This is a genomic window from Pseudomonas sp. S3_B08 (genome assembly GCF_054667725.1).
In genome coordinates this window covers 4,498,153-4,521,658 of record NZ_CP162750.1, presented here as the reverse complement: position 1 = coordinate 4,521,658, position 23,506 = coordinate 4,498,153, and the positions used below count along the sequence as shown (strand labels likewise).

Sequence of the window (23,506 nt, the reverse complement as noted above, 5' to 3'; positions counted from 1 at the left end):
GTGCCATCGTCAATGAAATTCAAGGATCTTCGGGATTTCGTGCAGCAGCTTGAGCAGCGCGGAGAGTTGAAACGCATCCAGATTCCCGTCTCGCCGGTGCTGGAGATGACTGAGGTGTGCGACCGCACGTTGCGGGCCAAAGGCCCGGCACTGCTGTTCGAGAAGCCTACCGGTTACGACATTCCGGTGCTCGGCAACCTGTTCGGCACCCCCGAGCGCGTGGCCATGGGCATGGGCGCCGAGTCGGTCAGCGAGCTGCGCGAAATCGGCAAGCTGCTGGCCTTCCTCAAGGAGCCGGAGCCGCCGAAGGGCTTGAAGGACGCGTGGTCGAAACTGCCGATCTTCCGCAAGATCATTTCGATGGCGCCGAAAGTCGTCAAAGACGCGGTATGCCAGGAAGTGGTCATCGAAGGCGACGATGTCGATCTGGCGATGTTGCCGGTGCAGACCTGCTGGCCCGGCGATGTCGGCCCGCTGATCACTTGGGGCCTGACGGTCACCAAAGGCCCGAACAAGGAACGCCAGAACCTCGGTATCTACCGCCAGCAAGTGATCGGCCGCAACAAGGTGATCATGCGCTGGCTCAGCCATCGTGGCGGCGCTCTCGACTTCCGCGAGTGGTGCGAGAAGCACCCGGGCCAGCCGTTCCCGGTGTCCGTGGCCCTTGGCGCCGATCCGGCGACGATTCTCGGTGCCGTGACGCCGGTGCCGGACAGCCTCTCCGAATATGCTTTCGCAGGGCTCTTGCGCGGCAACCGTACCGAACTGGTCAAGTGCCGTGGCAACGATCTGCAAGTGCCGGCCACTGCCGAAATCATTCTTGAAGGCGTGATTCATCCCGGCGAAATGGCCGACGAAGGCCCGTATGGCGACCACACCGGTTACTACAACGAAGTCGACAGCTTCCCGGTGTTCACCGTCGAGCGCATCACCCACCGGATCAAGCCGATCTATCACAGCACCTACACCGGGCGGCCGCCGGATGAGCCGGCGATTCTCGGCGTGGCGCTGAACGAAGTGTTCGTACCGATTCTGCAGAAGCAGTTCCCTGAGATCACCGACTTCTACCTGCCGCCGGAAGGCTGCTCGTACCGCATGGCCGTGGTGACGATGAAGAAGTCGTATCCGGGGCATGCCAAGCGCGTGATGCTCGGCGTCTGGTCGTTTTTGCGACAGTTCATGTACACCAAGTTCGTTATCGTCACTGACGACGATATCAACGCCCGCGACTGGAACGACGTGATCTGGGCCATCACCACGCGCATGGACCCCAAGCGCGACACGGTGATGATCGACAACACGCCGATCGACTACCTCGACTTCGCTTCGCCGATTTCCGGCCTGGGCTCGAAAATGGGCCTGGATGCCACCCACAAGTGGCCGGGCGAAACCACCCGCGAATGGGGCCGCGTGATCGTCAAGGACGACGCCGTCACCCAACGGATCGATGCCATCTGGAATCAGTTAGGAATAGATTGATGCGTGTAACCCTGCAGCCTTCCGGAGCAGTGCTCGAGATACAGCCCGGTGAGCGGATTCTCGACGGCGCGCGGCGTCTGGGCTATGACTGCCCGCAAAGCTGTCGCAACGGCAATTGCCACGTGTGTGCAGCGCTGCTGGTGGAGGGCCGCGTCGAGCAGGCCGGCAAAGTCCACGACCATGGCGAGTTCTACACCTGCATCGCCGCACCGCTGGAAGACTGCGTGCTGTTGTGGGATGGCGTGCTCGCACTCGGTGAATTGCCGGTGCGCAGCCTATCGTGTCAGGTCATCGAGTGCCGCGAGGTCGGCGGCGACACCTGGCGCGTGCGTCTGCGGGCACCGGCGGGCAAGCCGCCGCGCTATCACGCCGGGCAATATTTGATGATCGAGCGTGAGAACGGCGAGAAATCGGCGTTCTCCATGGCTTCGGCGCCCCACGGCGGACGTGATCTGGAAATCCATGTGCTGGCGCGCGAAACCAGTGCGTTGAGCCTGATCGAGCAGCTGCAACGCAACCCGCTGGTGCGTGTCGAGTTGCCGTTCGGTGACACACATCTTGCGGAACTACCCGACGGTCCGCTGGTGTTGATCGCCGCCGGCACCGGCATGGGCCAGATTCACAGCCTGATCGAACATTGCCGCGCCGAAGGCTTCAAGCATCCAGTGCATCTGTATTGGGGCGTACGCCGTCCAGAAGACTTTTATCAGATCGAGCACTGGGACGAATGGCTGAAGCTGCCCAATCTGTTCCTGCACAAAGTGGTCAGCGACCAGTGCGGCTGGGAAGGGCGCTGCGGGATGTTGCACGAAGCGGTTTGCGAGGATTTCCCCGATCTGAAGCCGCTGCACGTCTATGCCAGCGGTTCGCCGGCGATGGTTTACGGGACCCTGGATGCGCTGGTCGAGGCGGGGATGGATGCGCATCAGATGCGCGCTGATGTGTTCGCCTACGCGCCGCGCTCCTGAGACTTATAACTTGGTATATAGCCGATCGGTATTTACCCTAAACAGTAAATATCGCTAGGTTATATATGAATCAGGCAATTAATCAGTGGCACTTAATTTGCCTTAAAACATATGTGCCTTATTGTTACAACGGTGCGTTCTATTAAGTAATTCTTCACCCGCGGGGAGCTGAACGCTATTCGCCATGAGCGCCATTGAAAACGCAATCCTGAACCTGGCTTACCCTCCGCGGCTCGATCTTGGGCCGCAGCTGACGCACGAACAACTTCTCGCTTCCATGCAATCGACCATGGCACGCCACAAGGGCGGGCCGGTGTGGCTGTTCGCCTATGGCTCGCTGATCTGGCGGCCGGAATGCACGGCGGTTGAGCGCATGCGCGGTCGCGTGCATGGCTATCATCGCGGCTTGTACCTGTGGTCCCACGAGCATCGGGGTACACCGGAAATGCCCGGTCTGGTGTTCGGTCTGGATCGTGGCGGTTCATGCAGTGGCTTTGCCTACCGCTTGCCGGAAGACAATCTCGATACCGCGCTGTATGCGCTGTGGAAACGCGAGATGCCGTTTCCCTCGTATCGCCCGCACTGGCTCAATTGCCGGCTCGAAGATGGCACTCAGGTGCAGGCTTTGGGATTCGTTCTGGAGCGCCACCTGCCGAGCTACGCCGGCAACTTGCCGGATCATGTGCTCAGCCAGGTGTTCGCCAGCGCCAGCGGGCGTTACGGCACCACTCGCGATTATGTCGAGCAGACCGCGCACGCCCTGCGCAGCCACGCCATGCCAGACCGCAATCTGGAGGCGCGGCTCAAGCGCTGTAAATCACACAGCGATCAGGCGACCGCTTCACGGCTCTGACTGGCGACTTGCTTGTGCCACAGCGTTGGCGCAAGGAAGGCCATCGCCAGCAGGCAAGCGCCGACCAGCAGCACGAAACCGCCATCCCAGCCGAAGTGGTCAACGGTGTAGCCCATCGCCGCACTGGCCGCGACCGAACCCCCCAGATAACCGAACAGACCGGTGAAGCCCGCTGCAGTACCGGCGGCCTTCTTCGGCGCCAGTTCCAGCGCTTGCAGGCCGATCAGCATCACCGGGCCGTAGATCAGGAAGCCGATCGACAGCAGGGCGATCATGTCGACCATCGGATTGCCGGCCGGATTCAGCCAGTACACCAGGGTCGCAACAGTCACCAGGGCCATGAACACCATGCCGGTCAGACCACGGTTGCCACGGAAGATCTTGTCTGACATCCAGCCGCACAGCAGCGTACCCGGAATGCCTGCCCACTCGTAGAAGAAATAGGCCCACGAGGTCTTATCCACGGTGAAGCCCTTGGCTTCCTTCAGGTACGTCGGCGCCCAGTCCAGCACGCCGTAGCGCAGCAAGTAGACGAAGACGTTGGCCAGAGCGATGTACCAGAGCATTTTGTTGCGCAGCACGTATTTGACGAAGATTTCCTTGGCGCTGAATTCGTCTTCGTGGCTGGCGTCGTAGCCTTCCGGGTAATCGTTCTTGTACTGCTCGATCGGCGGCAGGCCGACCGATTGCGGGGTGTCACGCATGGTGATGAAGGCGAATACCGCGACGCCCAGCGCGACCGCTGCCGGGACGTAAAAAGCCGCGTGCCAGTCGTTGAACAGACCCATGCCGATCAGGAACAGCGGGCCGATCAGACCGCCGCCGACGTTATGCGCCACGTTCCACACCGACACCACGCCGCCGCGTTCCTTCTGCGACCACCAGTGCACCATGGTCCGCCCGCTCGGCGGCCAGCCCATGCCCTGTGCCCAGCCGTTGATGAACAGGAGAATGAACATCATCGTCACGCTGGACGTTGCCCACGGCGCGAAACCGAAAATGAACATCACCCCGGCCGAGACCAGCAGACCGAACGGCAGGAAGAAGCGCGGGTTGGAACGGTCGGACACCAGGCCCATGAGGAATTTCGACAAACCGTAAGCGATGGCGATCGCCGACATCGCCAGACCAAGGTCGCCACGGCTGTAGCCTTCATCGATCAGGTACGGCATGGCCAGGGAGAAGTTCTTGCGCAGCAGGTAGTAACCGGCGTAGCCGATAAAGATACCGGCGAAGATCTGCCAGCGCAGGCGGCGGTAGGTGCTGTCTATTTTTTCTTCAGGCAATGGAGCCTGATGTGCGGCAGGACGAAAGAAAGCAAACATTCAAGAGCTCCAGTTTTCTTGTTTTGACTGCGGATGCGAATGTTACAGTTTCGTTACCGAAAATAGCATCGCTTCACGTCGGCAAAACAGCGGAAATTTGGGCAGATGAACGTTCCTTTATGAACATGTCGCTCTGAGACAAGTACGCGGCGCTGAGGGAATGGTGGCTCGGGTGGGTTTCTGCGGTTTGACGCATGGGAGAGGCAGATCTCAGCGCTAAAGCGATCCGGATTGCTGCTCCGGATCGCTCCATGTTGTTAACGAACCTGAACGACAACCTTGCCCACAGCCTTGCGCTGGCCAAGATCATCGATCGCCTGCGCGGCATTGCTCAGCGGATACACCTGCGACACCAGCGGTTTGAGCTTGCCCTCGGCAAACCAGGCGAACAGCTGCTGGAAGTTGGCTGCATTGTCCTGTGGCTGGCGTTGGGCAAAGAACCCCAGAACACGCCGAGTACAGCCGCGCCCTTGAGCAGGGCGAGGTTGACCGGCAGTTCCGGGATGCGTCCGCTGGCGAAGCCGACCACCAGCAGGCGGCCGTTCCAGGCGATGGCGCGGATGGCCTGGTCGAACAGGTCGCCGCCGACCGGGTCGTAGATCACGTCGGCGCCCTGGCCGTCGGTGAGGCGTTTGATCTCCTCCTTGAGGCTGGCTTCGCTGTAATTGATCAGCTCATCGGCGCCGGCAGCCTTGGCCACCGCGAGTTTCTCGGCGCTGCTGGCGGCGGCGATCACGCGGGCACCCATGGCTTTGCCAATCTCCACGGCGGCGAGGCCGACGCCGCCCGATGCGCCGAGCACCAGCAGGGTTTCGCCCGGTTGCAGGTTGGCGCGTTGCTTGAGCGCGTGCATCGAGGTGCCGTAGGTCATGCTGAATGCAGCGGCGATGTTGAAATCCATCGACGGCGGAATCGGCAGGACGTTGTAGCCCGGCACCGCCACCTGCTCGGCAAAACTGCCCCAACCGGTCAGCGCCATGACCCGGTCGCCGACTTTCAGATGGCTGACCTTTTCCCCGACTTCGCGCACAACGCCCGCCGCTTCACCGCCTGGCGAAAACGGGAAGGGCGGTTTGAACTGGTATTTGCCCTCGATGATCAGCGTGTCCGGGAAATTGACTCCGGCAGCGTGCACGTCCAGCAGGATTTCATTCTTCTTCGCGACAGGGCTGGCGACGTCTTCCAGCACCAGCGATTCGGCAGGGCCGAAGGCTTTGCACAGCACGGCTTTCATCAGGGCTATTCCTTTGGGAGTGATGGCCGATAAGTGTAGGTGTGTGAATCAACGGGTCAACGAGCATGCCCGGCCCTGATAGTCAGCCATAAGCTTGTGCTTGCGCGGCGGGTCGTTATGCTAGGCCGCAAACCGGATAAGGAGCGAATTGTGAAAGCGTGGATCATGTTGTTGCTGGCCCTGTCTCTGCCTGTGGCAGCACTGGCCGAAGAAGCCAAAGAAGGCGAGGCGCCGAAGGTCAATTACATCACCCTGAGCCCGCCGTTCGTCGGCAACTATGGCCTCGACGGCACGCCGAAGCTCAAGGTCTACAAGGCCGATGTGGCATTGCGTGTGACTGGTGAGGAGGCGACCAAACTGGTCAAGGCCAACGAGCCGCTGATCCGCAATCAGCTGGTGGCGTTGTTCACTCAGCAGTCGACCGAGGCGATGGGCAGCATCGAGGGCAAGGAAAAGCTGCGTCAGGAAGCGTTGAAGCAGACCCAGCAGGTCATGAATGACGAGACCGGCAAGCCTGTTGTTGAGGATCTGTTGTTCAACAACCTGATCATCCAGTAAATACGTTGGCTGCTGCTCTTCAGGACGCCAGGCTTTTGCGAAAGCGTGCCAAGGCGATGGCGAAGAACAGCAGACCGATGGCAGTCAGCGCCAGCAACTCCGGCCAGACCACGCTCAGCCCGGCGTCGCGAAACAGAATCGCGGCGCTGAGGCTGACAAAATGCGTGGACGGTGAGCCCTGCATGACCCACTGCAGCCAGTGCGGCATGCTGTCCAGTGGCGTGCTGCCGCCCGACAGCAGCAGCATCGGGATGATCACCGGAATCGCCAGCAAGCCGAACTGCGGCGTCGAGCGCGCGAGTGTCGCCAGAAAGATGCCCAGCGCGGTACTGGCAAACAGATAAACCGCAGTCACCAGCAAAAACAGGCTCATTGAGCCGGAAAGCGGCACGCCGAGTGCGCCTTTGACCACCACCTCCACGGACAGCCAGGTGCACAGCACCACCACCAGCAGGTTGCTCCAGATTTTCGCCAGCATGATTTCCAGCGCCGTCAGCGGCAGCACCAGCAAATGGTCGAGCGTGCCGTGCTCGCGTTCGCGCAGCAGCGCGGTGCCCGTGAGGATGATCGCCAGAATGGTGATGTTGTTGACGATCTGGATCACCGCCAGAAACCAGCCACCCTCCAGGTTGGTATTGAATAGCGCGCGGGTGGTCAGCGAAATCGGCGTCTTGCTCGCGGCATCGCTCTGACCGCCGTAGGCCTGCAGTTCACGCTGGAAGATCCGGCCGATGTAACCGGCGCCCATGAACGCCTGGCTCATCGCGGTGGCATCGACGTTGACCTGAATGGCCGGTCGCCGCGCCGCGAGCAGGTTGGTTTGAAACCCCGCCGGAATGTTGATCACGAAGGTGTACTGGCCGCTGTCCATCACCTGATCCAGTTGCGGGTAAGGCAGTAGCACCGGCGTCTGGAACTCCGGCGGTTGCAGGGCCTGGGCCAACTGGCGCGAGAGGGCGCTGCGGTCTTCGTCGACGATCGCCACGCTGGCGTTGTGCACGCCGATTACCGAACCGGCGGCGGGCATGTAGATCGCCACGGTGAAGGCGTAGAACAGGAACAGCAACAACACGCTGTCGTGGCGCAGGCTGGTCAGTTCCTTGAGTCCCAAGCGCAGGATGTGCGCGAACTTGTGCATCAGGCCTCCTGCTTTTTCAGCATGATCAGGCTCAACCCTGTGAACCCGACGAAGAAGCCGAACAGGGCCAGGCATTGTGGCCACAGCTGCCGCAAGTCCAGCGCCTTGGTGAACGTCCCCACGGCAATATCGAGAAAATGTCCTGCCGGAAACAGCATGCCCATCACCGCAGCCGCACCTTGCAGCGAAGAACGCGGCACGATCAGCCCGGAGAACTGGATGGTCGGCAGGCTGGTGATGATCATGGTGCCGAGGATCGCGGCGATCTGTGTGCGGGTGAAGGCCGAGATCAGCAGACCCATGCTGGTGGTCGCCAGCACGTAGAGCAGGCCGCCAAACGCCAGTGTCAGCAGGCTGCCCTTGAACGGCACGCCAAACAGCCAGCGGTTCATCGCCACCAGCAGCGCGAGATTGATCAGACTTACCAGCAGGTATGGCGCCTGCTTGCCCAACAGAAACTCCAGGCGGGTCAGAGGCGTGGCGTAGAAGTTGGTGATCGAGCCCAGTTCTTTCTCGCGCACGATGCCGAGTGCGGTGAGCATCGCTGGAATGAACGCCAGTATCAGCGCCATGACGCCGGGGCCGATAGCGTTGACGCTGACCACATCCTGGTTGTAGCGAAAGCGCGTTTCCAGGCTGGCGCCCGCCTGATGGTTGATGGCGAGACTGCTCTGTTCGGCCAACTGTTGCAGGTTGGCCAGGTGCACGGCTTCGACATAATTGCGGCTGGTCTCGGCGCGAAACGGCATGCCGCCATCCAGCCATGCCGCCACCGCGGGCTGGCGTCCCGCGTACAGGTCACGGCCGAAACCGGGGGGGATTTCCAGCGCAAGTTTGATCTCCGAGCGTTGCAGGCGTCGGTGCAATTCCTGTGCATCATGGATGGCTGGCCGTTCATCGAAGTAACGCGAGCCGCGAAAGGCCTCCAGATAGGTTCGGCTCTGCGGTGTCTGGTCCTGGTCGTACACGGCAAACGCGAGGTTTTCCACGTCCAGGGATATCCCGTAGCCGAAAATCACCATCATGAAAATCGCCCCCGCCAGGGCGAACGCCATGCGCACCTTGTCACGCAGCAGCTCCTTGCCTTCGCGGCTGGCCACCGCCAGCAGGCGACCGAGGCTGAAACCGTGCTGCTGGAGCGCCGATGTGGCGATCATTGGCGCTGCCGGCGGTTCACTGGCAGGCGACTGCGCAGTGCCCTGAGCCTGTTCCAGGCACGTCACGAAAGCGGCTTCCAGCGTTTCTCCAGCGAACTGACGTTGCAGCGCTGCCGGGGTGTCGCATGCCAGCACTTGGCCGGCGTGCATCAGCGAAATGCGGTCGCAGCGCTGGGCTTCGTTCATGAAGTGGGTGGAGAGAAAAATCGTCACGCCTTGCTCTCGGGACAGTTCGATCAGCAGTCGCCAGAAGTCATCACGGGCTGCCGGGTCGACGCCGGAGGTCGGCTCATCGAGGATCAGCACTTCCGGACGATGCAACACCGCAACCGCCAGCGACAGGCGTTGACGCAGCCCCAGAGGCAGGGCGCCGGACGGCTGATCGGCGACGCTGAGCAGGTTGAAGCGTTGAATGAGGGCATCGATGCGTGGCGCACTCTCGGCTTTGGGCAAGTCGAACAGCCGGGCGTGCAGATCAAGGTTCTGTCGCACACTGAGTTCGCCATACAGCGAAAAGCTCTGGGACATGAAACCGACCCGTTTGCGCGTGGCCAGATCCTTGGCATTTACCGGGTTGCCGAGCAGTGTCGCGCGGCCTTCGCTGGCCGGCATCAGCCCGGTCAGGACTTTCATCGTGGTGGTCTTGCCGCAGCCGTTGGAGCCGAGAAAACCGAAAATTTCGCCGCGACCGATGGCGAAGTTGACGTGATCGACCGCAGTGAAGTCGCCGAAACGCAGTGTCAGGTCGTGGGCCTCGATGGCGGTGTCGCTGCTGCCACTGCTACGTGGCGGAATCACCAGCGGCCTGACGTCATGCTGGCTGTCACCCTGGAAATGGGTGAAGGCCTCATCGAGTTTGCCACTGGGGGTGACGGCCGCCAGTTCACGGCTCAGACCGGTGGCAATCAATTTGCCGTTGTCGAGCATCAGGCAATGCTCGAACTGTTCGGCTTCTTCCATGTACGCGGTGGCGACCAGCAGGGTCAGTTGCGGGCGCTGGCGCCGCACGTCGTCGATCAGCTCCCAGAAACGCCGTCGTGAGAGCGGGTCGACGCCGGTGGTTGGCTCATCGAGGATTAACAGATCCGGTTCGTGGATCAGCGCGCAGCACAGTCCGAGTTTCTGTTTCATGCCGCCGGACAACTTGCCGGCGGGGCGCTCGGCGAACTTCAGCAGGTCGGTGGCAAGCAGCAGATTGCGCATGCGTTGTTCGCTGTCGGCCTTCGACAGGCCGAACAGCGTGGCGAAGAACTGAATGTTTTCGCGGATCGACAGTTCTGGATACAGGTTGCCGCCCAATCCCTGCGGCATGAAAGCGATGCGTGCATACAGCGTGTCGCGGTGGTGGCGCTGCTGGATCGGCCCGCCAAGGACGTCCAGTTGCCCTTGCTGCAAGGCCTTCACGCCGGCGATCAGTCCCAGCAGGCTGGACTTGCCCGCGCCATCGGGGCCGATCAGACCGCAACGGGTGCCGGCTGGCAGGCTGAAGGTGATATCGCTCAGTGCTTGCTGTTTGCCGTAGCGGTGCGCGATAGCATTGGCCTGGACCGCGAGGCTGCTCATTGCAGATTGGCCGGCCAGACGATCGGCGCGGTGCGCACATACCCGGCACCGGGCATGCCGGGCTTGGCTTGCGGTACGGCGCTGGGTTGGGTCAAGCGCAGTTTGACGCGGAACACCAGTTTTTGCCGCTCGTCGCGGGTTTCGACTTCCTTGGGGGTGAACTGCGATTTGCCGGCGACAAAACTGATTTTCGCTGGCAAGGGCTTGTCGGGCAGGGCATCGAGCAGTACCCGGGCCTCATCGCCCACCGCCAGACGCCCGGCCACCGAGGCGGACAAGTAGAGGTTCATGTACTGATCGTTGGGGTCAATCAACAGCAGGACGCGGCCACCGGCACCCAGCACTTCCCCGGGTTCGGCCATGCGTAACTGGATCACCCCATCAATCGGCGCCCGCAGGCTGCTGTCGTCGATTTCGCTGGTCAGTTGAGCGACCTGCGCCTGGGCTGCGCCGATCGCTGCAGCGACCGCCGACACTTGGGCGCGGGCCGCCGTCACGGCAGCGTTGCCGGTGCCGATGCGCGACTGCAATTGATCGATGACCTGAGCGCTGACGAAACCGTGCTTGAACAGCGACTCAGAGCGCCCGAGTTCCTGTTGGGCCAGCAGTAGCTCACTCTGACGCAACTGCACGTTGGCCTGGGCGGCGTTGAGGTTTTCCCGGGCGCGCAACACCTCGGCTTCGGCCTGGTTGCGCTGGGCTTCAAGGGTGCGGGTGTCCATGCGGGCCAGCAGTTGGCCTTGAGTGACCTTGTCGCCTTCATCGACCAGCACCTCGGCGAGGCGCCCGGGGGTCTTGCTGGCGATTTGCACTTCGGTGGCCTCAAGTCGTCCGTTGCCGGCCGACAGCCCCTCGGGCAGGCGGCTGCTCATCGACTTCCAGTAACCGAAGCCGCCAGCGGCCAACAGCAAGGCTATGAGCGATCCGGCAAATAACAGTGAGGAACGGCGGTGCGTCGACATGGGGGCATCCTGCGGCTGTGGCGTCCACTCTGACGGTTCAAGCGCTGGGGGCGCTTGATGTCAGTCAAATGAGCGTCAAGCCTAGACCCTTTTGTCTGCCACCACGGTGTGACTTGGCAGTTCTCAGCGCAGGCCGAGCACTGCGGCCCATTGTTCGGCGGTGACGGGCATCACTGAAAGCCGCGAGCCTTTCTGCACCAGTGGCATTTCTGCCAGCGCGGTCTGCTGTTTCAGGTAGTCGAGCTTCAAGACTCGCGCAAAGGTTTCGACGTGCGCCACGTCGATGGCGCTCCAGGCATTCTTCTGCGCTGTGGCCTTCGGATCGAAGTAATGGCTCTGCGGCTCCAGCGCCGTCGGATCGGGATACGCTGCTTCGATAATTTTACCAATCCCGGCAATCCCCGGCTCGGGGCAGCTGGAATGGTAGAAAAAGAACTCGTCACCGACCGCCATCGCCCGCAGGAAATTGCGCGCCTGATAGTTGCGAACCCCGTCCCAGCGCGCCTTGCCGAGCTTTTCCAGGCCCTTGATCGAGAGTTCGTCGGGCTCTGATTTCATCAGCCAGTAGGCCATGTCGTGTGCTCCTGAAGCGGTCATTGGGCAGGTTGTCGGGCAATTTTATGACAAACCGACAGTCGGTTGACGTCAGCGTTTGCGCACAGGTTCACGTTGCCGCAAAATGCCGGCCTTTAAAGCTTGACGCTGCTGCACGGCCTACGAACGGAAACCGCTGCTGTCATCGTGATGATGTGCCTTGAGGGGGGCAATCGATGAAACGCAAACCGGATTTGCTATGGACTTTGGTAATTTTGTTTGGCCTGGGCGTGGTAACCACCGGTTACGCGCAGAGCCTGTGGGCGAACAAGACCGACGCGCCGATTGAAGTGGCGCAACAGGTGCAACAGTCGACCGCTTTCAAACGCTGAACCTGTCTCTTCGACGCCGCTGTTCCATGCGGCGTCTACTCTGCGAAATACCACGCCTTGTCGGTAACCGTGCCTTGTAACGGCACATCCCAGCTCGCCTGCGCCAGACGTTCGACCTTCTGACACTCATGGGCCAGGCCCAGCAGCGTCGGCTTGCGCCAGTTCTTGCGGCGGGCCAGATAGGCGAGGCTGCGATCATAAAATCCGCCGCCCATGCCCAGGCGCCCGCCGACATCGTCAAACCCCACCAGCGGCAACAGCACCAGATCCAGCGCCCAGACCTTGCGTTGCCGAGCCAGATTGGCCCGGGGCTCGAGGATGCGGAAACGATTGGGCGTGAGCTTTTCGCCGGGGCGGATGCGCTGGAAGACCATTTTCGTTCGTGGCCACGCGCTGAGTACCGGCAGATAAGTCGCCTTGCCGCGACGCTGGGCTTCGCGCAGGAGCAGGCGCGGATCGATTTCACCGTCGGTGGGCAAATACAGAGAGATATGTTTTGCCCGGCGAAAGTGCGGGTCCTGGGCCAATTGCCGGAACAGGCCTTTGGCAGCCTGGCGTTGTTCGCCTGGCGTCAGTGCGCGGCGTGCCTTGCGCAGCAGACGGCGGAGTTGCGGGCGGGGCAGCAGCGCGGGTTCGGTCATGGTTCGGCTTCGGCAGGTGGATGCAAAAACGTACGCATAAAAAATCCGATGTCGGCATACACCGACATCGGATTCGAATCAGGCTCCCCGGATGAACCGCTGTCAACTCAGCCCTTGAACCCGAAAGTTCAAGGTGGAAGAAGCAGTAGACTTTAAGGCTTTCCGTCTAGCGGACATGCACACCAGCCCAACGTGCAACTTCCAGGGTAGTGCGAATCGGCTCCGGGACATCGTCAACTGGCAAGCACCCCAGGGAGTGCCGCGAGTATACCTCAAGCTGTCAGGCGAATCAGCCCTTGGCGGTGTTCTGATCGTCGGCCAGGACCAGATCGACACGATCGAGCAAGTCGCGCACCTGTTCGCGGGTCGAACCGCTGGCCTGGATGTCCGGGCGCTCTTCTTTGTGCAACAGGTCGTGGGTGATGTTCAGCGCGGCCATCACGGCAATGCGGTCGGCACCGATGACTTTGCCGCTGCTGCGGATCTCGCGCATCTTGCCGTCCAGGTAGCGCGCGGCACTGACCAGATTGCTGCGTTCTTCCGGCGGGCAGATGATCGAATAGTCTTTGTCGAGGATCTGCACGGTAACGCTATTGCTTGAACTCATGAGTCTTGCTCCAGGGCCTTGAGGCGCGAAATCATCGATTCGACCTTACGCCGGGCGATTTCGTTTTTTTCAATGAGGTGAGCGCGTTCCTCGCGCCAGGTTTTTTCCTGAGCTAGTAAGAGTGCGTTTTGACTCTTAAGTTGCTCGACTCGGCCAATCAGCAGTTCGAGTCTGGCCATCAGCGCTTGCAGGTCGGTGTCTTCCATTGGGTCCACGTGTTCGTCTGATGGGTGGTGACTGGCGGACAGCCTTTAATGGTCTTGGCGGGGCTGTCGATGTAGGATACAAGGCCTTCATTCTAGACATAGCGCCGTCTGGCGCCTAGCTGCCCATGACCATTGCGAATTCCCCGTACCAAGCCTTTGCCACCCTGCTGACTGCCAGCGGCCACAACGTCTCGCCTGCCGAACTGCACGGCGTGCTGCTCGGGCGCAGTTGCGCCGGGGCCGGCTTCGATCACGAAGGCTGGCTGATCGACGCCGCCGAACTGCTCGAAGGCGACATCCAGGACAACGTCCGCAACGCCCTGATCGGCCTGCAGGAGATGGTCAAAGGCGAGCTGACCGGCGACGACGTCACTGTCGTGCTGCTGCTGCCGACCGACGATGCACCGCTGGCCGACCGCGCTGCTGCGCTGGGCGAGTGGTGCCAGGGCTTCCTCAGCGGTTTCGGCCTGAACTGCCGCGACAGCAGCATGCTCAGCACCGAAGCCACCGAAGTGCTGCAGGATCTGGCCGCCATTTCCCAGGTGCAGGACGCGCTGGAAGAATCCGAAGACGGCGAATCCGACTACATGGAAGTCATGGAATACCTGCGCGTCGCGCCGTTGCTGCTGTTCTCGGAAACCAAGAAGTCCGATGTGCCGCCAGCGGCCAAACCTTCGCTGCATTAATCGCGTGCCAGGGAAAGCCATCTGCCCATGACCCATATCCCCAAAGCGGAATACAGCCGTCGCCGCAAGGCCCTGATGGCGCAGATGGAACCCAACAGCATCGCGATCCTGCCCGCCGCCGCGGTGGCCATCCGCAACCGCGACGTCGAGCATGTCTATCGTCAGGACAGCGACTTCCAGTACCTCAGCGGTTTTCCCGAGCCACAGGCCGTCATCGTCCTGATGCCCGGCCGCGAGCACGGCGAGTACATCCTGTTCTGCCGTGAACGCAACGCCGAACGCGAATTGTGGGATGGCCTGCGCGCCGGGCAGGAAGGCGCGATCCGCGAGTACGGCGCCGACGACGCCTTTCCGATTACCGACATCGACGACATCCTCCCGGGCCTGATCGAAGGCCGCGACCGGGTGTATTCGGCGATGGGCAGCAACCCTGAATTCGATCGGCATTTGATGGACTGGATCAACGTGATCCGCTCCAAGGCGCACCTCGGCGCGCAGCCGCCGAATGAATTCGTTGCCCTGGATCACCTCCTGCACGACATGCGCCTGTATAAATCGGCGGCAGAAGTGAAGGTGATGCGCGAAGCCGCGCGGATTTCGGCGCAGGCGCATATCCGCGCGATGCAGGCCAGTCGTCCGGGGCTGTATGAATACAGCCTGGAAGCCGAGCTGGATTACGAATTCCGCAAGGGCGGGGCGAAGATGCCGGCCTACGGTTCGATTGTCGCCGCCGGGCGCAACAGCTGCATCCTGCATTACCAGCAAAATGACGCGCTGCTCAAGGACGGCGATCTGGTGTTGATAGACGCTGGTTGCGAGATCGACTGCTACGCCAGCGACATCACCCGCACCTGGCCGGTCAATGGCAGGTTCTCGCCGGAGCAGAAGGCGATCTACGAGTTGGTGCTGGCTTCGCAGGAAGCGGCATTCGCCGAGATTGCCCCCAACAAGCACTGGAACCAGGCGCACGAAGCCACGGTGCGGGTGATCACCGCAGGTCTGGTCAAGCTTGGCTTGTTGCAGGGCGAGGTTGACGAGTTGATCGCCAGCGAAGCCTACAAGGCTTTTTATATGCACCGCGCCGGCCACTGGCTGGGCATGGATGTGCATGACGTCGGCGAGTACAAGGTCGGCGGCGAATGGCGCGTGCTGGAAGTCGGCATGGCGCTGACCGTGGAGCCGGGTATCTACATCGCGGCGGACAATCAGAACGTGGCGAAGAAATGGCGCGGCATTGGCGTGCGCATCGAGGATGACGTGGTCGTGACCCGATCCGGCTGTGAAATCCTCACCAGCGGCGTGCCAAAAACCGTCGCCGAGATCGAAGCGCTGATGGCACAAGCAAGGACACACGCAGCATGAGTCGAGTCAATCTGGCAATCATCGGTGGCGGTCTGGTCGGCGCCAGTCTGGCGTTGGCGTTGCAGGCCGGGGCCAAGGCGCAGGGCTGGAAAATTGTCCTGATCGAACCGTTCGCCCCCGGCGACAACTGGCAGCCGAGCTACGATGCCCGCTCCTCGGCGCTGTCGTTCGGCTCGCGGCAGATTTATCAGCGCCTGGGCGTGTGGCAGGAAATTTCCCGCCGCGCCGAGCCGATCAAACAGATTCATGTCTCCGACCGTGGCCGTTTCTCCACCGCGCGTTTGTCGGCGATGGAAGAGGGGGTTCCTGCGCTCGGTTACGTGGTGGAAAACGCCTGGCTCGGCCAGTGCCTGTGGCAGCACCTCGACAAAGACGTGATCACGTGGCGCTGCCCGGCGGAAGTCACGCGCATGGAGCCGTTGGCCGATGGCTATCGCCTGACCCTCAACGATGAAACCACGCTGGAATGCGATCTCGCAGTGCTCGCCGATGGCGGCCGCTCCGGGTTGCGCGAACAGTTGGGCATCAACGTGCGCAAGCGCCCTTACAACCAGAGCGCGCTGATTGCCAACATCACCCCGAGCGAAGCGCACAACGGCATGGCCTTCGAGCGCTTTACCGATGAGGGGCCGATGGCCCTGCTGCCGCTGCCGGACAATCGCTGCGCCCTGGTGTGGACGCGGCTGGGCATGGACGCGCAGCGTCTGACCGAGTTGAGCGAGCGTGATTTTCTCAGCGAGCTGCAAGGCGTATTCGGTTACCGCCTCGGCACTTTGAAACAGGTCGGCGCACGGCATCTGTATCCGCTGTCGCTGATCGAAGCTGAAGAACAGGTGCGCTCGCATCTGGCCGTGCTCGGCAACGCCGCACACAGCCTGCACCCGATTGCCGGCCAGGGCTTCAACCTGTCGCTGCGTGACGCCGACGCCTTGGCTGCCGCGCTGCTGGCCAGCGACAAGCCGCTGGGCGACTTCGCCACGTTGCAGGCCTATCGCGAACGGCAGCGCCTCGATCAGGACCTGACGGTGGGCTTCTCCGATCAGGTCACGCGCCTGTTCGGCAGCACCCAGCCGCTGGTGTCGCTGGGGCGCAACCTCGGCCTGCTCGGCCTCGACCTGCTGCCACCGGCCAAGCGCTGGTTCGCCCGGCAGGCGATGGGCCTGGGAACCCGTCCGGATGCTTGAGTGGCTGAGCAACACATTCGGCAAGGCACGATTGATGCGCTGGGTAATGACCTGCTACCCGCCATATCTCGGCGCGGGTGTGCGGGTGCGCCACATCAGTGACGACTTTCGCGATGTGCAGGTGTCCATGGGGTTGGGCTGGTACAACCGCAACTATGTCGGCACCCAGTTTGGCGGCAGTCTGTATTCGATGGTCGACCCGTTCTTCATGTTGATGCTCATGGAAAACCTCGGCCCGAAGTACATCGTCTGGGACAAGGCCGCCGACATCGATTTCATTGCGCCGGGCAAAGGCCCGGTGTTCGCCCGGTTCAACATCGACCAGACCCTGCTCGACGAGATCCGCCGGCAGACCGCCAACGGCGAGAAATACCTGCCGCAGTTGCAGGTCGACATTCATGACGGCGCCGGCAACCTTGTGGCGCGGGTCGGTAAAACCCTTTACGTGCGGCTCAAGCCGCAAGCGAGACAGGCCTAAAGCATGGAAATGCGCGCAGATGTGCTGATTGTCGGAGCCGGAATGGTCGGCAGCGCCCTGGCGCTGGCGTTACAGGACAGTGGGCTGGAAGTGCTGTTGCTCGACGGTAGCCCGCTGAGTGTCAAACCCTTCGCTGCCGAAGCGGCGTTCGAACCGCGCGTCAGTGCATTGTCGGCGGCGAGCCAGCGCATTCTCGAGCGCCTTGGCGTCTGGGACGGCATCGCCCAGCGGCGCAGCAGCCCGTACACCGACATGCACGTGTGGGACGGCAGCGGCACCGGGCAGATTCATTTCTCGGCGAGCAGCGTGCATGCCGATGTGCTCGGCCACATCGTCGAAAATCGCGTGGTCCAGGATGCGCTGCTCGAGCGTTTGCATGGTTGCGACCTCGGCATGTTGGCCAATGCGCGGCTGGAGCAGATGCGTCGCTCCGGCGATGACTGGCTGCTGACGCTGGCCGACGGCCGCACCTTGCGCGCGCCGCTGGTGATCGCGGCCGATGGCGCCAATTCTGCTGTGCGCCGTCTGACCGGCGTGGCGACTCGCGAGTGGGATTATCTGCATCACGCCATCGTCACCAGCGTGCGCTGCAGCCAGCCGCACCGCAAAACCGCCTGGCAGCGCTTTACCGATCACGGGCCATTGGCGTTTTTGCCGTTGGAGCGTGATGGTCAGCAGGACTGGTGCTCGATCGTCTGGTCGACCACACCGGCTGAAGCCGAGCGCTTGATGGCGCTCGAGAAGACTGCGTTTTGCGCTGAGCTGGAGCGAGCGTTCGAAGGGCGCCTCGGTGAAGTGATCAGCGCCGATCCGCGTCTGTGCGTGCCGCTGCGTCAGCGCCATGCCAAGCGCTACGTCGCTGAGGGCCTGGCCTTGATCGGTGATGCGGCGCACACCATTCACCCCTTGGCGGGGCAGGGTGTGAACCTTGGATTCCTCGATGCCGCCGTGCTGGCGGAAGTGCTCCTGCAAGCGCATGAGCGCGGTGAGCGACTGGCGGACGTGAAGGTGCTGAGCCGCTACGAGCGTCGGCGCATGCCGCACAATCTGGCGCTGATGGCGGCGATGGAGGGCTTCGAGCGGTTGTTCCAGGCTGACCCGTTGCCGCTGAGGTGGCTGCGTAATGCCGGATTGAAACTGGTCGAGCAGATGCCCGAGGCGAAGGCGTTGTTTGTGCGCGAGGCGCTGGGGTTGACTGGGGATCTTCCAACTCTGGCAAAGCCCTGACCGCCTCATTGAGGCTGATGGCCTTCGCGAGCAGGCTCGCTCCCACTGTTGAGATGCATTCCAATGTGGGAGCGAGCCTGCTCGCGAAAGCGTCCGCCCACTTACCGCGGTTTTGAGTCGTGCAACATCTGGTAACGCCTTCCCCCAGTGTTCGATTGTGGTGGTAAATGTGAGTCCTTATCATTTGGCCCACATTTCCCGACCGAGAGACCACTCCCATGTTGGCACCCAAGCGTCTTCTGACCGCACTGGCCTTGACCCTGATCGGCAGCACCACTGCCCAGGCTGCCGATGAGGTGGTGGTTTACTCGTCGCGTATCGATGAGCTGATCAAACCGGTATTCGACGCCTACACCGCCAAGACCGGGGTGAAGATCAAGTTCATCACCGACAAGGAAGCGCCGCTGATGCAGCGCATCAAGGCCGAAGGTGAAAACGCCACCGCCGACCTGCTGCTCACCGTCGATGCCGGCAACCTGTGGCAGGCCGAGCAGATGGGCATCCTCCAGCCATTCACCTCGAAAACCATCGACACCAACATTCCCGCGCAATATCGCTCGTCCACCCACGCATGGACCGGCCTGAGCCTGCGCGCGCGGACCATCGCCTATTCCACCGAGCGAGTGAAGCCGGGCGAACTGACCACCTATGAAGCGCTGGCCGACAAGAACTGGGAAGGTCGCCTGTGCCTGCGCACGGCGAAGAAGGTCTACAACCAGTCGCTGACCGCGACCATGATCGAAGTCCACGGCGCCGAGAAGACCGAGCAGATCCTCAAGGGCTGGGTCAACAACCTGTCCACCGACGTGTTCTCCGATGACGTTGCGGTGCTGGAAGCGATCAACGCCGGGCAGTGCGATGTTGGCATCGTCAACACCTACTACTACGGTCGCCTGCACAAGCAGAAGCCTGAATTGCCGGTGAAACTGTTCTGGCCGAATCAGGCTGATCGCGGCGTGCATGTGAATCTGTCAGGCATCGGCCTGACCAAACATGCACCGCACCCGGAAGCGGCCAAGGCTCTGGTCGAATGGATGACCACGCCTGAGGCGCAGAAGATTTTTGCTGATGTGAATCAGGAATTCCCGGCCAACCCGGCTGTGGCGCCATCGGAAGAAGTGGCGGCGTGGGGCAAGTTTGTTGCTGATACGTTGCCGGTTGAGGTGGCGGGTAAACGTCAGGCCGAGGCGATCCGGATGATGGATCGGGCGGGGTGGAACTGAGGCGTTTCGTGTAACTGTTGATCTTTCAAGATCGCTCCCTCACCCCAGCCCTCTCCCGGAGGGAGAGGGAGCCAACTTGTTGCTTTCGAAACTTGAGTTCGACTCAATATCTCAGGTCGATGTAGTTTGCATGAGCACCTCGGTCAGTTCCCTCTCCCTCCGGGAGAGGGCTAGGGTGAGGGCAGCAATCCCAACCTGAAATACGCAATCCAAGAACACCCCAATCCCTCCAGAGACCCAAAAGTGGCCCACCCCGCCCAACGCCGCTGGTACCCCATCGTCTTCGCCATCGCCGCTCTGGTGTTGTTGCCGCTGAGCGTGTTGCTGCTGTCGTGGCAGACCATCGATCAGCAGATCTGGTCGCACCTGTGGCAAACCCAGATGCCGCGTCTGCTCGGCAATACCCTGAAGCTGATCCTCGGCGTCGGTGTCGGCGTGATTCTGCTGGGTGTCAGCCTCGCATGGCTGACCAGCCTCTGTGAATTCCCCGGTCGGCGCTGGCTCGACTGGGCGCTGATGCTGCCCTTCGCCATTCCAGCGTATGTACTGGCGTTCGTTTTCGTCGGCCTGCTCGATTTCGCCGGCCCCGTGCAGTCCCTGTTGCGCGAATGGTTCGGCAGCGGCCTGCGCCTGCCTCGGGTACGGTCCACCGGCGGGGTGATCGTGGTGCTGGTGCTGGTGTTTTATCCCTACGTTTATCTGCTGGCGCGCACCGCGTTTCTGGCTCAGGGCAAAGGTTTGATGGAAGCGGCGCGGGTGCTGGGCCAGTCGCCGTGGCAGGCGTTCTGGCGGGTTGCGCTGCCGATGGCGCGTCCGGCGATTGGCGCGGGCGTGGCGCTGGCGCTGATGGAAACCCTGGCCGATTTTGGCGCGGTGTCGGTGTTCAACTTCGATACCTTCACCACGGCCATCTACAAAACCTGGTACGGCTTTTTCAGCCTGCCCAGCGCTGCGCAACTGGCCAGTCTGTTGCTGCTGGTGGTGATGCTGGTGCTGTACGGCGAGCGCCGGGCACGCGGGGCGAATCGGGCCAGCAACGAGCGGCCACGGGTGAAAGCGCTGTATCACCTGCGGGGAATCAAGGCCTTCGCGGCGACGGGCTGGTGTGGATTGGTGTTCGCCTGCGCCTTCGTCATCCCGGTGCTGCAACTGATCGTCTGGTTCTGGCAGCGTGGACGCTTCGATCTGGACGAGCGCTACGCCGGACTGATTCTGCACACGCTGTACCTGGGCGCGATGGCGGCGCTGATCACCGTCAGCGTTGCGCTGTTGCTGGCGTTTGCCCGGCGCCTGGCACCGACCCCAGCCATCAACTCCGGGGTCGGCCTGGCCAATCTCGGCTACGCCTTGCCCGGTTCGGTGCTGGCGGTGTCGATCATGCTTGCCTTCAGTTATCTGGATCGTGAACTGGTGATTCCGCTCTCCGCCTGGCTCGGTGGTACCGGCAAACCGTTGCTGCTCGGCAGCCTCGCGGCGTTGCTGATGGCTTATCTGGTGCGCTTCATTGCCGTCGCCTATGGGCCGCTGGAAAGCAGTCTGGCGCGTATACGGCCATCTTTGCCTGAAGCGGCACGCAGCCTGGGTGTCAGTGGGCCGCGACTGTTTTTCAAAGTGTATCTGCCGCTCTTGCTGCCCGGCACGTTGAGCGCCGCGTTGCTGGTGTTCGTCGATGTGCTCAAGGAAATGCCCGCGACCCTGCTGATGCGCCCGTTTGGCTGGGACACGCTGGCGGTGCGCATCTTTGAAATGACCAGCGAAGGCGAATGGGCGCGCGCCTCATTGCCGGCATTGACGCTGGTGCTGGTCGGGTTGTTGCCGGTGATCGGATTGATTCGACGTTCGGCGCATCGAAACACTTAGTCGTCAGTCCTACATCATGCGGCTACAATGCGCGGCATTCGGTGCGGTTCGTCTGACAGACCCGTGCGCTGGAATCGGCTGCAAGCCTTATCCATCAAGGCTTTCAGCCGTATAGCGGCGGTCCGCACCCTCGCCACGCCCGGAAGGAGAAACCCATGGGACAGCGTACGCCTCTGTATGACCTGCACCTCGCGCTCGGCGCGAAGATGGTCGATTTTGGCGGTTGGGACATGCCACTGCATTACGGCTCGCAGGTCGAGGAGCACCACGAAGTGCGCCGCGATTGCGGGGTGTTCGATGTTTCCCATATGACCGTGATCGATGTCACCGGCGCCCAGGCCAAGGCCTGGCTCCAGCATCTGCTGGCCAACGACGTCGAACGTCTGCACCGCCCCGGCCGGGCGTTGTACAGCACCATGCTCAATGAGCGCGGCGGCATCGTCGACGACATGATCGTCTATCGCCTCGACGACGCGTACCGGCTGGTGTTCAACGCCTCGACCCGCGATCAGGATCTGGCCTGGATGAACGCCCAGCTCGGCGCCTACGACGTGCAACTGCACGAGCGCGCCGAGCTGGCGATGCTCGCCATCCAAGGCCCGCAGGCCCGGCACAAGATTGCCGAACTGGTCACCCAGTCGCGCGCCACGCTGATCCAGCAACTCAAACCTTTCGAAGGCGCCATCGACGGCGACTGGTTCATCGCGCGTACCGGTTACACCGGCGAGGATGGCCTGGAAATCTGCCTGCCGGCCAATCAGGCGCCGGGTTTCTTCAACGACCTGGTCGGTGCCGGTATTTCGCCGATCGGCCTTGGCGCTCGCGACACCTTGCGTGTCGAGGCCGGAATGAACCTGTACGGTCAGGACATTCATCAGGACGTTTCACCGCTGGCCTCGAACATGGCCTGGAGCATCGCCTGGGAGCCGGCCTCGCGGCAGTTCATCGGTCGCGCGGCGCTGGAGGCGGAAAATGCCGCGGGCGTAGCGCACAAGCTGGTCGGTCTGGTGCTGGAAGAACGCGGGGTTTTGCGCGCTCACCAAGTGGTTCGCATCGCCGATGTTGGCGAAGGGGAGATCACCAGTGGTAGTTTCTCTCCTACGCTGAGCAAATCGATTGCCCTGGCGCGTGTACCGATGGCGACTGCCGACCGCGCCGAAGTGGAAATCCGTGGCAAGTGGTACCCGGTGCGAGTGGTCAAACCGACCTTCGTGCGCCATGGCAAAACCTTGATCTAACCTTTTCTGGCGGGTATGACCGCTGACCAATTTCCGAGGAACCGAAGATGAGCGATATCCCTGCCGAACTGCGTTTTGCCGAAAGTCATGAATGGGCGCGTCTGGAAGCTGACGGCACCGTCACCGTGGGCATCAGCGATCACGCGCAGGAAGCGCTGGGCGACGTGGTGTTCGTCGAGTTGACCGAAGTCGGCAAGGTGTTCGCCGCCGGTGATCAATCCGGCGTGGTCGAGTCGGTGAAAGCCGCCTCCGACATCTACGCCCCGGTCAGCGGTGAAGTCATCGCGATCAACGAGGCGCTGACCGACTCGCCAGAAGAGCTGAATAATGACCCGTACGGCGCGTGGATCTTCAAGCTCCAGCCAAGCGACAAGGCCGAGCTGGACAAGCTGCTGGATGCTGCTGGGTACAAGGCTGCAATCGGCGAGTAAGTTGCCGGCAACACCCAAAGCCCCGATTCGTCGGGGCTTTTTTATGGGCGACGAATATCCCTTTGTGGGAGCGAGCCTGCTCGCGAAAGCGCCATATCAGTCAATGCCAAGGTTTCTGAAACACCGCTTTCGCGAGCAGGCTCGCTCCCACAGGGGCGGCGTGATCTTGAAAATTCGCCTGCTATGCTGGTTTGACCGTG

General features: G+C 61.9%; 22 protein-coding genes, 1 other RNA gene and 1 pseudogene. 14 read left to right on the top strand and 10 right to left on the bottom strand.

The window, feature by feature from the left end:
- Positions 1–12: 12 nt before the first annotated feature.
- The 3 genes from ubiD to AB4N73_RS20520 all read left to right on the top strand — a co-directional run bounded on the left by ubiD (position 13) and on the right by AB4N73_RS20520 (position 3,300).
- Positions 13–1,479, top strand: coding sequence for a 4-hydroxy-3-polyprenylbenzoate decarboxylase (ubiD, locus tag AB4N73_RS20530; protein ID WP_039757427.1), 1,467 nt, complete (start codon positions 13–15; stop codon positions 1,477–1,479).
- Entirely contained in the window at positions 1,479–2,447 is a 969-nt protein-coding gene (locus AB4N73_RS20525) for a CDP-6-deoxy-delta-3,4-glucoseen reductase (RefSeq protein ID WP_056791686.1), read from the top strand. Before ubiD ends, AB4N73_RS20525 begins: the two co-directional genes overlap by 1 nt.
- 184 nt (positions 2,448–2,631) lie before the next feature.
- The gene (locus AB4N73_RS20520) at positions 2,632–3,300 is read left to right on the top strand and encodes a gamma-glutamylcyclotransferase (protein WP_024014748.1); all 669 of its coding nucleotides are present in this window, start codon (positions 2,632–2,634) and stop codon (positions 3,298–3,300) included.
- Here AB4N73_RS20520 and glpT read toward each other — a convergent pair.
- Both glpT and AB4N73_RS20510 read right to left on the bottom strand, forming a co-directional pair.
- Positions 3,276–4,625, bottom strand: coding sequence for a glycerol-3-phosphate transporter (glpT, locus tag AB4N73_RS20515; protein WP_024014747.1), 1,350 nt, complete (start codon positions 4,623–4,625; stop codon positions 3,276–3,278). The two genes, AB4N73_RS20520 and glpT, sit on opposite strands and share 25 nt — an antisense overlap.
- A 257-nt stretch (positions 4,626–4,882) precedes the next feature.
- Positions 4,883–5,859 (bottom strand): annotated as a pseudogene (locus AB4N73_RS20510) (NADPH:quinone oxidoreductase family protein).
- A 150-nt stretch (positions 5,860–6,009) separates the two neighbouring features.
- Here AB4N73_RS20510 and AB4N73_RS20505 point away from each other — a divergent pair.
- Positions 6,010–6,417 carry a flagellar basal body-associated protein FliL gene (locus AB4N73_RS20505; RefSeq protein ID WP_041476900.1) on the top strand — a complete coding sequence of 136 codons (408 nt, stop codon included), beginning with the start codon at positions 6,010–6,012 and terminating at the stop codon, positions 6,415–6,417.
- 19 nt (positions 6,418–6,436) lie between these two features.
- Here AB4N73_RS20505 and AB4N73_RS20500 read toward each other — a convergent pair whose 3' ends face one another.
- The 4 genes from AB4N73_RS20500 to AB4N73_RS20485 all read right to left on the bottom strand — a co-directional run bounded on the left by AB4N73_RS20500 (position 6,437) and on the right by AB4N73_RS20485 (position 11,810).
- Positions 6,437–7,555, bottom strand: coding sequence for an ABC transporter permease (locus AB4N73_RS20500; RefSeq protein ID WP_095181272.1), 1,119 nt, complete (start codon positions 7,553–7,555; stop codon positions 6,437–6,439).
- Positions 7,555–10,275: a ribosome-associated ATPase/putative transporter RbbA gene (gene rbbA / locus AB4N73_RS20495; protein WP_460142483.1), complete on the bottom strand. Its 2,721-nt coding sequence runs from the start codon at positions 10,273–10,275 to the stop codon at positions 7,555–7,557. Before rbbA ends, AB4N73_RS20500 begins: the two co-directional genes overlap by 1 nt.
- Positions 10,272–11,237, bottom strand: coding sequence for an HlyD family secretion protein (locus tag AB4N73_RS20490; protein ID WP_460142482.1), 966 nt, complete (start codon positions 11,235–11,237; stop codon positions 10,272–10,274). Before AB4N73_RS20490 ends, rbbA begins: the two co-directional genes overlap by 4 nt.
- Positions 11,238–11,360: 123 nt before the next feature.
- Entirely contained in the window at positions 11,361–11,810 is a 450-nt protein-coding gene (locus tag AB4N73_RS20485) for an EVE domain-containing protein (protein ID WP_095181275.1), read from the bottom strand.
- 197 nt (positions 11,811–12,007) lie between these two features.
- Between AB4N73_RS20485 and AB4N73_RS20480 the strand changes: the two genes are divergently transcribed.
- Positions 12,008–12,163 carry a hypothetical protein gene (locus AB4N73_RS20480; protein WP_024014743.1) on the top strand — a complete coding sequence of 52 codons (156 nt, stop codon included), beginning with the start codon at positions 12,008–12,010 and terminating at the stop codon, positions 12,161–12,163.
- Between the two features lie 35 nt (positions 12,164–12,198).
- Here AB4N73_RS20480 and AB4N73_RS20475 read toward each other — a convergent pair whose 3' ends face one another.
- The 4 genes from AB4N73_RS20475 to AB4N73_RS20460 all read right to left on the bottom strand — a co-directional run bounded on the left by AB4N73_RS20475 (position 12,199) and on the right by AB4N73_RS20460 (position 13,617).
- Positions 12,199–12,804 carry a 5-formyltetrahydrofolate cyclo-ligase gene (locus AB4N73_RS20475; RefSeq protein ID WP_024014742.1) on the bottom strand — a complete coding sequence of 202 codons (606 nt, stop codon included), beginning with the start codon at positions 12,802–12,804 and terminating at the stop codon, positions 12,199–12,201.
- Positions 12,805–12,884: 80 nt separating this feature from the next.
- Positions 12,885–13,063: non-coding RNA, 6S RNA (gene ssrS, locus AB4N73_RS20470), on the bottom strand.
- Positions 13,064–13,093: 30 nt separating this feature from the next.
- A complete protein-coding gene (locus tag AB4N73_RS20465; RefSeq protein WP_460142481.1) occupies positions 13,094–13,411 on the bottom strand; it encodes a cell division protein ZapA in 318 nt (105 codons plus the stop codon).
- Positions 13,408–13,617 (bottom strand): TIGR02449 family protein, encoded by a 210-nt coding sequence (locus AB4N73_RS20460; RefSeq protein WP_007911197.1) that lies wholly within the window; start codon positions 13,615–13,617, stop codon positions 13,408–13,410. Before AB4N73_RS20460 ends, AB4N73_RS20465 begins: the two co-directional genes overlap by 4 nt.
- A 125-nt stretch (positions 13,618–13,742) precedes the next feature.
- Here AB4N73_RS20460 and AB4N73_RS20455 point away from each other — a divergent pair, with 125 nt between their 5' ends.
- The 9 genes from AB4N73_RS20455 (at position 13,743) to gcvH (ending at position 23,306) form a co-directional block, all read left to right on the top strand.
- Positions 13,743–14,303 (top strand): YecA/YgfB family protein, encoded by a 561-nt coding sequence (locus tag AB4N73_RS20455; RefSeq protein WP_041476897.1) that lies wholly within the window; start codon positions 13,743–13,745, stop codon positions 14,301–14,303.
- Positions 14,304–14,330: 27 nt separating this feature from the next.
- Positions 14,331–15,665 carry a Xaa-Pro aminopeptidase gene (pepP, locus tag AB4N73_RS20450; RefSeq protein ID WP_041476895.1) on the top strand — a complete coding sequence of 445 codons (1,335 nt, stop codon included), beginning with the start codon at positions 14,331–14,333 and terminating at the stop codon, positions 15,663–15,665.
- The gene (gene ubiH / locus AB4N73_RS20445) at positions 15,662–16,849 is read left to right on the top strand and encodes a 2-octaprenyl-6-methoxyphenyl hydroxylase (protein WP_150637069.1); all 1,188 of its coding nucleotides are present in this window, start codon (positions 15,662–15,664) and stop codon (positions 16,847–16,849) included. The genes pepP and ubiH overlap by 4 nt, the downstream gene beginning before the upstream one ends.
- A complete protein-coding gene (locus tag AB4N73_RS20440) occupies positions 16,842–17,327 on the top strand; it encodes a DUF4442 domain-containing protein (protein WP_041476891.1) in 486 nt (161 codons plus the stop codon). The genes ubiH and AB4N73_RS20440 overlap by 8 nt, the downstream gene beginning before the upstream one ends.
- Before the next feature lie 9 nt (positions 17,328–17,336).
- The gene (locus tag AB4N73_RS20435; RefSeq protein ID WP_460143600.1) at positions 17,337–18,554 is read left to right on the top strand and encodes a 2-octaprenyl-3-methyl-6-methoxy-1,4-benzoquinol hydroxylase; all 1,218 of its coding nucleotides are present in this window, start codon (positions 17,337–17,339) and stop codon (positions 18,552–18,554) included.
- Positions 18,555–18,772: 218 nt separating this feature from the next.
- A complete protein-coding gene (locus tag AB4N73_RS20430) occupies positions 18,773–19,777 on the top strand; it encodes an extracellular solute-binding protein (RefSeq protein ID WP_460142480.1) in 1,005 nt (334 codons plus the stop codon).
- 243 nt (positions 19,778–20,020) lie between these two features.
- Positions 20,021–21,637: an ABC transporter permease gene (locus AB4N73_RS20425; RefSeq protein ID WP_460142478.1), complete on the top strand. Its 1,617-nt coding sequence runs from the start codon at positions 20,021–20,023 to the stop codon at positions 21,635–21,637.
- Between the two features lie 155 nt (positions 21,638–21,792).
- The gene (gcvT, locus tag AB4N73_RS20420) at positions 21,793–22,875 is read left to right on the top strand and encodes a glycine cleavage system aminomethyltransferase GcvT (RefSeq protein WP_457264953.1); all 1,083 of its coding nucleotides are present in this window, start codon (positions 21,793–21,795) and stop codon (positions 22,873–22,875) included.
- Positions 22,876–22,922: 47 nt separating this feature from the next.
- Positions 22,923–23,306, top strand: coding sequence for a glycine cleavage system protein GcvH (gcvH, locus tag AB4N73_RS20415; protein ID WP_150742944.1), 384 nt, complete (start codon positions 22,923–22,925; stop codon positions 23,304–23,306).
- Positions 23,307–23,506: the final 200 nt, after the last annotated feature.